We start from the raw sequence: 14,636 nt of genomic DNA on the forward strand, positions 1-14,636 counted from the left end.
TATGGAATCACAACGCAATCTACTCCTGATCGGTTTGCTGTTCGTGAGCTTTCTGCTCTGGCAACAGTGGGAGTCCGACAAGGCTCCGAAGCCGGCCCCGACTACCGTGGCCCAAACCGAACATTTCGTACCTGAAGCCGGTCAGACCGGTGATATTCCTCAGGTTTCCGAGCAAGCCAATGCGACTGCCGCACGCAAGCTGATCACCGTCTCCTCTGACGTGCTCAAGCTGACCCTGGATACCCAGGGTGGCGACATCGTGTCTGCCGAACTGCTGTCTCACAAACTGGAAGAGGGCAAGGACCAACCGTTCGTGCTGCTGACCAGCAAGCCTGAGCACCTCTATATCGCCCAGAGCGGTCTGGTGGGTCGCAACGGTCCGGACAGTCAGGCCGAAGGTCGTCCTACCTATGAAGCCGCCCAGACCAGCTATCAGCTGGCCGATGGTCAGGATCAAGTCGTCGTTCCGATGACCTGGACCGACAGCAAGGGCGTGGTCTTCACCAAGGAGTTCATCCTCAAGCGTGGCGACTATGCCGTTGGCGTTGATTACAAGATCGACAACAAATCTGCCGAGCCGGTTCAGGTGCAGTTCTATGGTCAGCTGAAGCAGACCGTAGCCACACCGAAGGATCAGGAAGGTCATGCCATGGTAGCCAGCGCTTACCGTGGTGGTGCCTTCTCCACTGAAGATACCCGCTACAAGAAGTACACCTTCGACGAGATGAAGGATGCCGACCTGAACAAGACCACCAAGGGTGGTTGGGTCGCCATGCTGCAACACTACTTCGTCTCTGCCTGGGCTCCGAATGCCGACGATACCAACAGCTTCTACAGCCGCGTGATCCCGGGTAAAGGCCAGGCCATCATCGGTTACAAGGCGCCGATGGTTGACGTGGCTGCCGGTCAACAGGCCGAAGTGACCAGCAAACTGTGGGTTGGCCCCAAGCTGCAAGACCAGATGGCCAAGGTGGCTAACCACCTCGACCTGACCGTCGACTACGGCTGGCTGTGGTTCATCGCCCAACCGCTGCACTGGCTGCTGACCGTGTTCCACGGTTTCGTCCAGAACTGGGGTCTGGCCATCATCATGCTGACCCTGCTGGTACGCGGCATCATGTTCCCGCTGACCAAGGCCCAGTACACCTCCATGGCCAAGATGCGCATGCTGCAACCCAAGATTGCGGCCCTGCGCGAGCGCTTCGGCGATGACCGCCAGAAGATGTCTCAGGGCATGATGGAGCTGTACAAGAAGGAGAAGGTCAACCCGCTGGGTGGCTGCCTGCCGATCCTGGTTCAGATGCCGATCTTCATCGCCCTTTACTGGGCACTGATGGAGTCTGTTGAGCTGCGCCACGCGCCGTTCGCCCTGTGGATCACCGACCTGTCAGTGAAGGACCCCTTCTTCGTGCTGCCAATCCTCATGGGTGCCTCCATGTGGTATCTGCAGAAGATGAGCCCGACCACCGTAACCGACCCGATGCAGCAGAAAGTGATGCAATTCATGCCGATCATCTTCACTTTCATGTTCCTCTGGTTCCCGGCTGGTCTGACTCTCTACTGGCTGGTGAGCAACGTCATCTCCATCATCCAGCAGACCATCATCTATCGTCAGCTGGAGAAGAAAGGACTGCATTCACGCAGCTAATCTTCCCGTGATGACAAAAGAGGCGGCCTTCGGGCCGCCTTTTTTATTACAATGTCTCCCACTACGTTTTCCTATCAGCGAACAAACGAGCCAAGCAAGATGACAACAGATACGATCGTGGCCCAGGCCACCGCGCCAGGCCGTGGTGGCGTCGGCATAGTCCGGGTCTCCGGCCCCGCCGCCGAACAGGTCGCCGGGATAGTGCTCGGCAAGCTCCCGCGGGTGCGCTACGCCGAATATCTGCCGTTCAAGGATGAGCAAGGCCAGGTACTGGATCAGGGCATCGCCCTGCTGTTCAAAGCCCCCAACAGCTTCACCGGCGAGGATGTGCTGGAGCTGCAGGGCCACGGCGGCCCCGTCATCATGGACATGCTGATCCGCCGCATTCTGAAAATCGACGGCATCCGCCCTGCCCGCCCCGGCGAGTTCAGCGAGCGCGCCTTCATCAACGACAAGCTGGATCTGGCCCAAGCCGAGGCGATTGCCGACCTTATCGAAGCCTCCAGCGAACAGGCCGCCCGCAGCGCCATGCACTCCCTGCAGGGGCAGTTCTCCAGCAAAATCCAGCAACTGGTGGAGAGCCTGATCCGGCTTCGCATCTATGTGGAAGCTGCCATCGACTTCCCGGACGAGGAGATCGACTTCCTCTCTGACGGCAAGGTGGCGGGCGACCTCTACGCCATCATGTCCGAGCTGGACGACGTGCGCGGGGAAGCCAAACAGGGCGCCCTGCTGCGGGAAGGGATGAAGGTGGTGATCGCCGGTCGTCCCAACGCCGGCAAATCGAGCCTGCTCAATGCCCTCGCGGGCCGCGAGTCGGCCATCGTCACCGAGATTGCCGGTACCACCCGCGACGTGCTGCGCGAACACATCCATCTCGATGGCATGCCGCTGCACATCATCGACACCGCCGGTCTGCGCGACACTCAGGACAAGGTGGAGCAGATCGGTATCGAACGAGCTTGGGCCGAGATCGAACAGGCCGATCGGGTGCTGTTTATGGTGGATGGCACCACCACGGACGCGGTCGACCCGCGGGAGATCTGGCCGGAATTTGTTGATCGGTTGCCAAAAAACATCGGCCTCACCGTGATTCGCAACAAGGCCGACCTGACCGGCGAGGATCTGGCACCGAGTCAGGAGCTGGGCCACGCCGTCTACCGCATCTCCGCCAAGACCGAGCTGGGACTGCCTGCCCTGCGCGAGCACTTGAAAGCCTGCATGGGCTTCCAGGGCAACACCGAAGGGGGCTTTATGGCCCGCCGCCGCCATCTGGATGCGCTGGAGCGCGCTGCCGAGCGGCTGCTGGTTGCCAAAGAGCAGCTGGAAGTGTTCGTAGCTGGCGAGCTGGTGGCCGAAGAGTTGCGCCTGGCGCAGGAGTCCCTCTCCGAGATCACCGGTGAATTCAGCTCCGACGATCTGCTGGGCCGTATCTTCTCCAGCTTCTGCATCGGCAAGTAAGCCGGTTCGGCAAACAATAAAAAGCCCGGGTTCATCCCGGGCTTTTTGTATGTTTTTTATCCGCAAACCTAGAGGCGGCGCAGACACCACATGAAGTAAGCGCCCCCTAACAAGGTGGAGACCAGCCCGACCGGCACCTCCTGCGGGAAGAGGATCTGCTGGCCGACCCAGTCCGCCGACACCATCAACAGGGCGCCGGAAGCGGCGGCCCCAAGCAGGTGCCAGCGTGCCCGCACCAACCCCATCAGCTTGGCCATGTGTGGCGCCAGAAGACCGACGAATGAGAGCGGCCCGACCACCAGGGTGGCGCTGGCAGTGAGCACGGCCACCAGCAGCAGGATGGCGAGCTGGGCACGGTTGAGGCGAATGCCAAGCGCAGTCGCTACAGCACTCCCCATCGGCATCAGATCGAGCCAGCGGCTCACCAACAGGCAGGCGGCCAGCATTAACAGCGCCAGCCCCACCAACCCATAGGCTACCGGCAGGGTGACGTAGTAGGTGGAGCCGGACATCCAGGAGAGCAGTTGCTGCACCCGCAGGTCACCGTTGGCCAGCGCAATGGCCTGCAGCGGCTCGAACAGTGCCGTGATGGCAATACCTGAGAGCAGGATCCGCTCCGGCTGGAAGCCGTGCTTGCGATTGACCAGCACCAGCAGCAACAGGCAGCCGAAGGCACCGAGCAGGCCACCGACCAGCATCAGCGGCAGGGGCAATGCAGGCAGCAACAGCGCCGTCGCTATCACCCCCATAAAGGTGCCGCCGCTCACCCCCAGCAGCTCCGGGCTCGCCATAGGATTGTTGCTGACCCGCTGCAACAGGGTGCCCGCCAGCGCCAGCAGCACACCAGCCGCCCCCGCCGCCAGAGTGCGCGGCAACCGCCACTCCAGCTGGGCCTGCCAGCGGAGCCAGCTTGGCCAGCTCCAGCCCGTCACTCCCTGACCCAACAGCAGGGAGGCGACCACGGCCAGCAGCAGCCCGACCAGCAACAGGCCAATAAGGCGAGCCGGAGCCGGATGGCGAGCCACCAGCAGGCCGGCGTTTGCCTTAGGCGCACCCGACTTGATGCCAAGGCGCGGGATCAGCCAGAGCAGCAGCGGCGCCCCCAGTAGAGCGGTCATGGCGCCGGTGGGGATCAGCACCGGCCAGAAGCGACTCAGACTCTGCAGCAACAGATCGGTCGCCGCCAGCAGCAGGGCGCCGAGGATCGGTGCCCACAGCAGCCGCTGGCCAAGCTGGCGGATCCCGAGCAGCCGCACCATGGCGGGCGCTGCCAATCCGATAAAGCCGATTAGCCCAACCACGCTCACCACGCAAGCGGTGACAAATACCGCCAAGCCAAGCCCCGCCAGTCGCAAGTGTTGGAGGGAGACCCCCAGACTGCGGGCGCTGGCATCATCCAGCTCCAGCACCGCCAGCGGGCGCACCAGTACTGCGGCCAGCAAAGCGGCTGCCAGCAGGCGGGGCAACAGATAACTCACCCCGCTCCAGCTGTTCTGCACTAGCGAGCCACTGCCCCACACCAGCAAGCCTTTCAGCTCCTCCTGAAAGAACAGCAAGAGCCCCATGCTGATGGCCGCCAGATAGAGGTTGATCACCAGCCCGGCAAAGACGATGACCACCGGATTGAGCTGGCGACGCCAGGCCAGGGCAAACACCAGTGCCATCGCAAGGCTGCCGCCGGCCATGGCGATCCACTCCCGCCCCAGCAGCAACCAGGAGGGGGCAAACAGGGTCACCATCATCAACGCCAGTTGGGCACCGGAGGCCACCCCCAAGGTGGTCGGTGACGTGAGCGGGTTGCGCAGCACCTGCTGCATCAGGGTGCCCGCCAGCCCGAGTGCCGCCCCGGCCAGCAGGGTGACAGCCAAGCGGGGTAGCCAGCTGAAATGCACCACCGCTTGGCTGACATCATCCAGATTGGGGGCGAAGAGGCTCTGCCACCAGAGCGCACCGGGCAGCTGGCGAGCCAGCTCCCAATACGCGAGCAAGAGGGTCAACCCCAGCAGGATCAAGACCGGCCGCAGCAGCGGCGATGTGAGCAGTCGCTTCATCGGCTAGCCTCCATACGCTCGACATCTTGCAGCAATGCATCGCTGAGCAGATCGGCGAAACGGCGGGCGGCCAATACGCCGCCAAAACTCCAGACCGCAGGCAGATGCAGCACGGGGGCTTGGCGTACCAGCGGCAGATGCTGCCACAGCCCAGGCTCCTGCAGCCGTTCATCCACTCCGACCGGGATGGGATCGACCACCACCAGCCGCGCGGTTGGCAAGGTCATAAACTGCTCGATGCTGACCACCGAGAAACCCCAGTCATTGGTCTGCTCCTGCCAGCCATTACGCAGCCCAAGCCGCGTCATCACCGCATCGAACAGGCTGTGGCGACCAAACACCCGCACATGGCGCTCATCGATAAACTGCACCACCAGCAGGGGCGGCAGATCCGCAGGCAATCTGGCCTGCATGCTGGCGAGATCCCGACCCAGCCCGGCCAGCAGCCGTTCGCCCTCGGCGGTTTTGCCCACCATACGGGCGAGGGTCAGGGTCATCTCGTGCAGCCGCTGCCACAAATCGGTTTGCCCATCATAGAGGGCGATGGTGCTCACCGGCGCGATGCGGGAAAGAGTTGGCGCCAGCGGGGCCGCCAGCGGCGAGATGAGGATGCGGTCGGGTTTGAGCTCCGCCAGCAGCTCACGGTTGGGCTGGGTGCGCAGGCCGATATCCACCACTCCGGCAGGTAGCCGTGGCTCGCCGACCCATGCCTGATAGGGGCCTGCATCCCCAACGGCCAGCGGCGTCACCCCGAGCGCCAGCAGGGTCTCGGCTATGGTCCAGTCGACGGTGGCGATACGGGGTAGCGGTGCAGAGGCGATCGGGGATGTGTCGGCCTGCGCCACAAGTGGTAACAACAGGCTGATAAGGCAGGGAGCCATCTTCTTCAATAAAAGGTTCAAGGATGCCCCCGGTCAGACGATGGCGATGGGATGAGCATGGGCCGGGTGGCGAATGACCTCCATCGGGATGCCATAGATGGCGTGCAGGGTCTCGCTGATCATGATCCCCTCAGGTTCGCCGTGGGTGAGCAGGCGGCCGGAGTGGAGTGCCACCAGCCGATCGCAGAAACGGGAGGCCATATTGATGTCGTGAATGACGATGATGACCCCGAGGTTGAGCTGACGGCTCAACTGCTTGACGAGCGTCAGCACCTCCACCTGATGGGCCACGTCCAGCGCGGCCAGCGGCTCGTCCAGCAGGATGAAGCGGCTCTCCTGGGCCAGCAGCATCGCCAGCCAGACCCGCCCCCGCTCACCGCCGGAGAGGGTATCCACCAGCCGATCGGCAAAGCGTTCGGTATGGGTAAGGGCGATGGCCCGATCGACCTGACGGTGATCCTCCGCCCCCATCCGGCCCAGCAGGCCACGCCAGGGGTAGCGGCCCATCTCCACCAGCTCCCGCCCGAGCAGATTCTCGGCGCTCGGCAGATGCTGGGGCAGATAGGCCACCTGACGGGCAAACTCCCGATTGCCCCAGTCGGGCAGCGGCTTGCCATCGAACAGGATCTCGCCGTCGCTGAGGGGTTGCTGGCGTGCCAGTAGCTTGAGCAGGGTCGATTTGCCCGACCCATTGTGGCCGATGAGGCCGTAGACCTGTCCCTGCTCGAAACGCAGGTCGGTGGGGTGCAGCAGCGTGCGGTCATTGACCGTGAAGCTGGCTGATTTCATCTCGAACATAAGCAATTCCTGTGCTGGCTTGCCGCCAGTCTCATCGGTGCTGGTATCAAACCGGCACCTCGCAATCCAGATGGGCGATCGCATCGCGGCTCACTGCGGCACGGCGCGCGCCGGTCAGTTCGGTGAGTTTTCCCTGCCGCATCTCCAGCAGGCGATCGGCCAGCGGGAAATAGTGATCATCGTGACTGATAGCAATTACCGTCTTGCCCATCTCCTTGAGGCGAGGCAGCAGCACCTGATAGAAGATGCGGCGGAACTGGGGATCCTGATCCGCGGCCCACTCATCAAACAGCATCACCTCGCGCTGCTCGGCCAGCGCCAGCAGCAGGGCGACCCGCTTGCGCTGCCCTTGGGAGAGATCGATATCGGCGATAAAGCCATCCTCGATGGTGAGCTTGCTGCCCATCTGCAACCGCTCCAGCCACTCGGCCACCAGCTCATCCTTGGGTTCCGGCCCCAGCAGGTGCTGGAACAGGTGATAGTCGGTAAAGATGGCGGAGAAGAGCGCCAGATAGCCATTGCGATCGGTGATCGGCTCACCATCCAGCAGGATCCGGCCCGATACCGGTTGATAGAGGCCGGTCAGCAGCATGGCCAGGGTCGACTTGCCGGAGCCATTGCCACCGATGATGAAGATCTGCTCCCCCTTTTCGATGACCAGATCGATGGGGCCAACGGCAAAACCGCCCTCCCCCTGATAGTGAAAACTCACCTGCTCCAGCTCGATACGCTGCCAGGGACGGATGGCGGGCGGCAGCGGGAAGTCCGCATCCGGCTCGGCCAGATTGAGGGCGGCGATCTTGTCGAACGCCACCTGAGCGGCAAGCAGGGTCGGCAGGGCGCCAATCCCCTGCAACAGCGGGGTACGCAGGAACAGCAAAGTCAGGGCGAAGGTGGCGGCCACATTGGTGTTGGCCCAGCCAAGGCCGTTGGCCAGAAAGAAGACCAGACCGATAGCCCCCAGCATCATGATATTCGACCAGTTCACCGCGCTCAGGTGATAGGTGTCGGCGCGGATGATCTGCTGGCGGTAGTCACGGGCATTCTGCTCATAGAGCTGGTGGTAAACGAAGTGAGCCCGCTCGCGGTTGAGCGCCAGCTCCTTGCTGCCGGCAATGATGGCCTGATAGTTCTGATAGAGCCGATCTTCGGCCTGACGCATGTGGGAGAGATGGCGATAAACACGGTTCACCAGCAACCAGCCCACCACCATGGTGACGGTGACCCAGAGCGCGGTCACCCCGAGCAGGGCCGGAGAGAGCCAGCCGAGATAGAGGGCAGAACCCAGCGTGAGCACCAGCCCCTGCACCAGCTCAGGCAGGCGCACGAAGGCGATGGTGATTTGGCCGATATCGCTGAAGAGGGAAGCCAGCAGCGGCCCCTGACCAATCTGGCGGATGCGGGCGACATCGGTATCCAGCAGTTGCTTGAGCAGACGGCCGCGCAACCGGTAGACAAAATGGTGACCGAGGGTGGTCAGGGCCAGCTGAGATCCGAGTGTGATCACCAGCAGCAGCACAATCAGGCCGACCAGCTGACCGAGGATCGGCAGCGGATCACCTATAGATTCGATAAGAGACTGATTAATAAAAGCAATGACGCCAATCCCGCTGACGGCACTGAGCAGACTGAGCAGGGTAATGGCGATAAAAGGCCAACGATATTGACGATAAACCAGAGACAAAAGTTCCATAACGGACCGGTATTCCAGAGAGATCAGAACAACTGCGGGTGAAAAGAAGGGCGGGAATCCGGTTCCCGCCCGACTTCGATTACCAGCGGTAGTTGATGCTGCCCACTACGCTGCGCGGCTCGCCGTAGTAGCAGTAGTAGTCACAACTGGCCACGTAGGTTTCACCCAGCAGGTTGTTGACGTTGAGCTGGGCGCGCCAGTTCTTGGCAAAGTCATACCCGATCATCGCATCCCAGACGGTATGGGCCGGCACCTCGGCAGAGCCGTAGATGGGGGTGTAGTCCGCATTCACGGCGCCAATACCCACGCTGGAACCGATATAACGCACACCGGTCCCCAGCTCCAGACCCGAAGCCACCCCTTGCAGCACCTTGTAGTTACCCCAGAATGAGGCCTGGTGGCGCGGGATCAGGCTGGCACGGCGATCGCCACTGCCGGTGTCGTTGGTTTTGGCATCGGTGTAGGTATAAGCAGCGGTCAGACGCAGCGCATCTGTCACCTGCACGCTCCCTTCCAGCTCAACCCCCTGAGAGGTCATCTCGCCAGCTTGGGTCTGCTGGCCTGAGCCACTGGAAACCAGAGCGTTACTTTGCTCCAGATCGAACAGCGCCAGATTGATGTAACCGTCGAGGAAGGCAGGCGCATATTTGACGCCTGCTTCATACAATTTTCCCTCACGGGATTTATATGAAGTTTTGGTATTCGGATCGATCCCGGGCAACATCAAGAACGACTCAGAATAAGCAAGATATGGCGAGATGCCGTTGTCGGCCAGATACATCAAGCTGCCGGAAAGGGATAGCGCATGATCGTACTGCTTTTCATCTCTATCATATGTTTTGCTGATGTTATGGGTCTCGACATAGTCAAAGCGACCACCTCCTGTCAGCAACCAGCGATCGTCCCAACGGATCTGATGCTGGGCATAAATCCCCTCTTGGGCCATGGTTGTTTTCTGATAAGTGGCCGTTGACTCATCAAATCCAGGGAAGCCGCTGTAATCCGGATTCTGGGTATCTATGGTCCCCATCCATGAATCCGCTTCCATCCCCTTGTTGACATGACGCTGCAGATCCACCCCAAGCAGCAGGGTCTGCTCGGTGCTGTCGGTGTTCCAGTAGCCCACCATCTGATTATCCATAGTGGCACTCTTGGTATTGCCATCCCGATAGATCATGCCACGGCCACGAACCGGCATATTTTCATCGGGAGTCGCGGGCCAGGCAGCCCAAGGATAGATATAGGTCTGGCGCAGCAGCAGATCGTTATAGTTGAACCGAACCTTCTGCTTGAACTCCCAGCTCTGGTTGAGCTGGTGGGCCAACTCATAACCGGTGGAGAGCTGGGTATTGCGGTTGCGATCGTAATCCGGCTGGCTCAGGTTGGTGGAGGGATCAATCTGGCCACCTGACGTATTCAGGGTGCCATAGACCGGGAAGAAGCCGTTGGTCGGGACTCCTTCGTCGTGCAGGAAACTGGCCAGCAGGGTCAGGCTGGTACGATCCGAAAGATCGAAGGCGACGCTCGGCGCCAGATAAACCCGATCGTTGTAAGTACCGGTAAGCACCCCATCACGCTCTTTATAGAGAGCAACCATGCGGTAGCGGCTGTTGTCGGAGAGCGCATCAGAGACGTCCACCCCGACCTGACGATGATCCCGGCTGCCAAGCTGCAGATCCACCAGCCCTTGCGGCGTGGTGGTCGGTCGCTTGCTGATGGCATTGATCACCCCGCCCGGAGGCGCTACGCCGTAGAGCATTGAAGCGGGCCCCTTCAGCACTTCCAGACTCTCCAGGCCGAACGGTTCCGGCGTCCAAAGATAGTAACCAGAGCCAAACAGGATGCTTCCATCGAGATAGGAAGCAGCATCGAAGCCACGCACCTTGAACCAGTCGGTGTTGTTGTCGGAACCATAGAGGCCGGTCAATACGCCGGAACGATAGCGAAGCGCCTCATCCAGCTGCAACACGGCGTGCTGATCCAGCTCCTCGCGATTAACCACTGAGACGGCGCGAGGGGTCTCGGCCATCGGCACTTCCACCTTCATGGCCGTACCGGTCACCACCATGGTTTCGCTGGCTTTGGGCAGCTCAGCGGTGGTTTGTTCGGCCATAAGCGGCAGGGAGACGAGCAAACCGGAGAGCGAAAGCACGCCGAAGGCGCCCTTCTTGCCGGGTCCTGTAGTGTATTTTTGCGCAATCATATTAAAGTCTCGTTTATCAATGAGTTATGTTGTTTTAATTGTTATTTGTGGTCGTTTGTCACGACATTACCCTGTTCCATGGGCGAATAAAGCAGCGCAATCCTACTACAGGAGCCGTGATCGAATCGATTCAATAATTGCTAATCATTTGCATCTACATTGTTATCTAGCTGCATCGTTGGCAGGATTTCGCGGGGATGGGCGTCATCAGGAGAGCCATTAGCGGAGAAGAAAATGGAGAGGAATATAAAGAAGCAGAAAAAAGATCGGCAGGATGGATCCGGTGACATTATCTGACTGGATCCATTATCCCCAAGCTTTATCCATATTTATCCACACCCTTTGGCGGTAGAATCCGGCTTTCCGTTTCTTTGTCTGAAATCAGGATCCATTCCATGGCCAAACTCAATCTCGTCGTCGGCTCCATGCTGGGCGCCGCCGAATATGTCGCAGACCACGTCGCCAACCTGCTGGAACAGGCTGGCCACCAGACCCGGATCCACAACCCGGCCAAGCTGGCAGAGGTGCTGGATGATGCGGGATCCATCCTGCTGGTGGTCACTTCCACCCATGGTGCCGGGGATGTGCCCGACAACCTGCAACCCTTCGCCAAGGATCTTGCCGAGCAGCATCCGGATCTTAATTCATTGAAATATGGCGTGATCGCCCTTGGCGACAGCAGTTATGACACCTTTTGCCAGGGCGGCAAGACGCTGGATCGCCTGCTGGCCGAGTGCGGAGCCAGCCGGATTGGCGAGCGACTCGACATCGATGTGACCCAACACGAGATCCCCGAAGATGCCGCAGAAGTGTGGATCCGCGACTGGATGACGATGATCGCCTGATCAGCGTGCGGGAGATCCTGAAAAAAAGCTTGATCTCCCCACTTATCCCCAGATCGACTATCCACCATGTTATTAACAGATTGATCCGGGGGAGTTGTTCTACAAGGTTACCCACAACGCCCAGGGGTAATGTGCATAACTACGGTGTAAAGCTCTGCAAAACCTATAGTTATCCATGTATTAGATCCAGACCGACAGACCTCTGTGTATAAAAGTCCTGGTTATCCCCTCGTTCACCAGGCCAGGAGCCAAGCTTTTCCACAAGCTAGGATCGTCCTTAAATTAATGATCTTTATGATCAAAAAGTGCTTATCAACAGAAAGGGCGGATCCTAATAAGAGATCCAGTAAAAGATCGATCTAAAGATCCTTAAGATCTAATTAGTGGATCCTCCCTTCATACTGAACGTTAAGTAGACGTTCCCCTCAGGACGCGAAACAGATAGAATGTTCCGCCCTTTAGCCCAGGCAAATAAAGATCTTCAGGCGTGCAGATCAAGGTGATCCCAATGCAATACCATGAACAATTTGATGTGATCGTCGTCGGTGGCGGTCATGCCGGAACCGAAGCAGCAACAGCGGCAGCCCGTATGGGCATGAACACCCTGTTGCTGACCCACAATATCGATACGCTGGGACACATGTCCTGTAATCCGGCGATCGGCGGGATCGGCAAGGGACACCTGGTCAGGGAAGTTGACGCACTCGGCGGGATCATGGCGCGTGCCATTGATCTTGGCGGGATCCAGTTCCGCACCCTCAACTCATCCAAGGGCCCGGCAGTGCGAGCCACTCGTGCCCAGGCTGATCGCCTGCTCTACAAGGCCGTCGTTCGCCAGATGCTGGAGAACTACCCGAACCTGAAGATCTTCCAGCAGGCCTGTGACGATCTGATCATGGACGGGGATCGTGTTGCCGGTGTGGTCACCCAGAGCGGGATCCGCATCAGTGGCAAGACAGTGGTGCTGACGGTCGGTACCTTCCTGAACGGTTTGATCCACATCGGGATGGAAAACTACAAGGGCGGCCGTGCCGGGGATCCTCCCTCGATCGCCTTGGCCCAGCGCCTGCGTGAATTGCCGCTGCGCATCGATCGTCTCAAGACGGGCACCCCGCCGCGCATCGATGCCCGCAGTGTCGATTTCTCCGTAATGCAGGAGCAGCACGGTGACGATCCGCGTCCGGTATTCTCTTTCATCGGCAATGCCGGCCAGCATCCCCGTCAGGTGCCCTGCTACGTCACCCACACCAACGAGCGTACCCACGAGGTGATCCGCAATAACCTGGATCGCAGCCCCATGTACGCCGGGGTGATCGAGGGGATCGGCCCACGCTACTGCCCGTCGATCGAAGACAAGATCACCCGTTTCGCCGACAAGACGGCGCACCAGATCTTCGTCGAGCCGGAAGGCCTGACCACCCACGAACTCTATCCGAACGGGATCTCCACCAGCCTGCCGTTTGACGTGCAGGTGCAGATCGTCCGTTCTGTGCGCGGCTTCGAGAACGCCCACATCACCCGCCCCGGCTATGCCATCGAATATGATTTCTTCGATCCGCGGGATCTCAAGGCCAACATGGAGAGCAAGTGCATTCCAAACCTGTTCTTCGCCGGCCAGATCAACGGCACGACCGGTTACGAAGAGGCGGCGGCACAAGGCCTGATGGCCGGCCTGAACGCGGCCCTGCGTGCTCAGGACAAGGATCCCTGGAACCCGCGTCGGGATCAGGCCTACATGGGCGTTATGATGGATGATCTCTCCACCCTGGGGACCCGCGAGCCTTACCGCATGTTCACCAGCCGCGCCGAATATCGTCTGCTGCTGCGGGAAGACAACGCCGATATCCGCCTGACTGCCATTGGTCGCGAACTGGGTCTGGTGGATGACGAGCGCTGGAGCAAATTCAACGCCAAGATGGAACAGGTCGAGCTGGAGCGTCAGCGCATGCGTTCAACCTGGATCCACCCGCAACATCCGTCACTGGAGGCAGTCAACGCCCTGGTCAACACCCCGCTGACCCGCGAACAGAGTCTGGAAGAGCTGCTGCGTCGCCCAGAGGTGACCTATGATGCGCTGATGGCCATCGAAGGGGTTGGCCCCTCCGTGACCGATTCTGCCGCGGCCGAACAGGTTGAGATCCAGATCAAATACGCCGGTTACATCGAGCGTCAGCACGATGAAGTGGAAAAGCAGCTGCGCAACGAAAACACCCTGCTGCCGCTGGATCTGGACTATCGCGAGGTGAACGGCCTCTCCAACGAGGTGAAAGCCAAGCTGAACGATGCCAAGCCGCAGACCATTGGTCAGGCTTCCCGCATCTCCGGCATCACCCCGGCGGCCATTTCCATCCTGCTGGTTCACCTGAAAAAACACGGCCTGCTGCGTAAAACCGCCTGAGGAATCCCATGCTGGAAAGATTGAACGGCCTGCTCAAGCAGGCCGAAATTGTTATCACCGATACCCAAAAGAGCCAACTGGTGCAGTTGGTCGAGTTGCTGCACAAGTGGAACAAGGCTTACAATCTCACCTCGGTGCGAGATCCGGACGCCATGCTGGTCAAGCATATCCTCGATAGCCTGGTGGTAAGCCCCCACTTGCACGGTGAGCGCTTCATCGACGTGGGGACAGGACCCGGCCTGCCGGGATTGCCGCTGGCGATCATCAATCCGGACAAGCAGTTCGTCCTGCTCGACAGTCTGGGCAAGCGGATCAACTTCATCCGTCAGGTGATCCAGGAGCTGGGTCTGACCAATGTGACGCCGGTCAAATCCCGGGTTGAAGAGTATCAACCCGAGGTGGGGTTTGATGGTGTACTGAGTCGGGCATTTGCCTCGCTGGAGGACATGCTGAGCTGGTGTCACCACCTGCCGTCAGAACAGGGCTGCTTCCTGGCGCTCAAGGGACAATATCCCGAGCAGGAGCTGGCCCAGTTGCCTGCCAATATCCGTCTGGTAGCCTGTCATGAGTTGCGGGTGCCGGAGCTGGAAGGCGAACGTCATCTGCTGGAATTCAAACATATCCAGCCCGAATAGGGTCGCAGTTTCATTTAGGGGAT

Annotated in this window: 10 protein-coding genes; 5 read left to right on the forward strand and 5 right to left on the reverse strand. The window is 59.9% G+C overall.

The annotated features are described in order from the left end of the window. The first annotated feature begins 1 nt into the window (after position 1). The gene (yidC, locus tag AB5Y76_RS14505; RefSeq protein WP_088868083.1) at positions 2 to 1,648 is read left to right on the forward strand and encodes a membrane protein insertase YidC; all 1,647 of its coding nucleotides are present in this window, start codon (positions 2 to 4) and stop codon (positions 1,646 to 1,648) included. Positions 1,649 to 1,747: 99 nt separating this feature from the next. Then, on the forward strand, positions 1,748 to 3,109 hold the full coding sequence (gene mnmE / locus AB5Y76_RS14510) for a tRNA uridine-5-carboxymethylaminomethyl(34) synthesis GTPase MnmE (RefSeq protein ID WP_042054350.1): 1,362 nt from the start codon (positions 1,748 to 1,750) through the stop codon (positions 3,107 to 3,109). Positions 3,110 to 3,177: 68 nt separating this feature from the next. Here the strand turns inward: mnmE and fhuB are convergent, their stop codons facing one another. The 5 genes from fhuB to AB5Y76_RS14535 all read right to left on the reverse strand — a co-directional run bounded on the left by fhuB (position 3,178) and on the right by AB5Y76_RS14535 (position 10,735). Beyond that, positions 3,178 to 5,160 carry a Fe(3+)-hydroxamate ABC transporter permease FhuB gene (gene fhuB, locus AB5Y76_RS14515; protein ID WP_263718279.1) on the reverse strand — a complete coding sequence of 661 codons (1,983 nt, stop codon included), beginning with the start codon at positions 5,158 to 5,160 and terminating at the stop codon, positions 3,178 to 3,180. Further along, the gene (locus AB5Y76_RS14520) at positions 5,157 to 6,041 is read right to left on the reverse strand and encodes an ABC transporter substrate-binding protein (protein ID WP_263718298.1); all 885 of its coding nucleotides are present in this window, start codon (positions 6,039 to 6,041) and stop codon (positions 5,157 to 5,159) included. Before AB5Y76_RS14520 ends, fhuB begins: the two co-directional genes overlap by 4 nt. 33 nt (positions 6,042 to 6,074) lie before the next feature. Beyond that, positions 6,075 to 6,839 (reverse strand): ATP-binding cassette domain-containing protein, encoded by a 765-nt coding sequence (locus tag AB5Y76_RS14525; RefSeq protein ID WP_263718280.1) that lies wholly within the window; start codon positions 6,837 to 6,839, stop codon positions 6,075 to 6,077. Between the two features lie 46 nt (positions 6,840 to 6,885). Next, positions 6,886 to 8,532 (reverse strand): multidrug ABC transporter permease/ATP-binding protein, encoded by a 1,647-nt coding sequence (locus AB5Y76_RS14530; protein WP_263718281.1) that lies wholly within the window; start codon positions 8,530 to 8,532, stop codon positions 6,886 to 6,888. 79 nt (positions 8,533 to 8,611) lie between these two features. Next, positions 8,612 to 10,735 (reverse strand): TonB-dependent siderophore receptor, encoded by a 2,124-nt coding sequence (locus tag AB5Y76_RS14535; protein WP_263718282.1) that lies wholly within the window; start codon positions 10,733 to 10,735, stop codon positions 8,612 to 8,614. 395 nt (positions 10,736 to 11,130) lie between these two features. Between AB5Y76_RS14535 and mioC the strand changes: the two genes are divergently transcribed. From mioC to rsmG, 3 genes are all read left to right on the forward strand, one after another. Next, positions 11,131 to 11,580 (forward strand): FMN-binding protein MioC, encoded by a 450-nt coding sequence (mioC, locus tag AB5Y76_RS14540; protein WP_033138545.1) that lies wholly within the window; start codon positions 11,131 to 11,133, stop codon positions 11,578 to 11,580. Positions 11,581 to 12,088: 508 nt separating this feature from the next. Further along, positions 12,089 to 13,978, forward strand: a complete 1,890-nt coding sequence (gene mnmG / locus AB5Y76_RS14545; RefSeq protein WP_263718283.1) for a tRNA uridine-5-carboxymethylaminomethyl(34) synthesis enzyme MnmG — start codon at positions 12,089 to 12,091, stop codon at positions 13,976 to 13,978. 8 nt (positions 13,979 to 13,986) lie between these two features. Next, on the forward strand, positions 13,987 to 14,613 hold the full coding sequence (rsmG, locus tag AB5Y76_RS14550) for a 16S rRNA (guanine(527)-N(7))-methyltransferase RsmG (RefSeq protein WP_005339331.1): 627 nt from the start codon (positions 13,987 to 13,989) through the stop codon (positions 14,611 to 14,613). Positions 14,614 to 14,636 lie beyond the last annotated feature (23 nt).

Origin of the sequence: Aeromonas sp. R1-2, assembly GCF_040908505.1 — a bacterium.
Taxonomy (GTDB): domain Bacteria; phylum Pseudomonadota; class Gammaproteobacteria; order Enterobacterales; family Aeromonadaceae; genus Aeromonas; species Aeromonas veronii.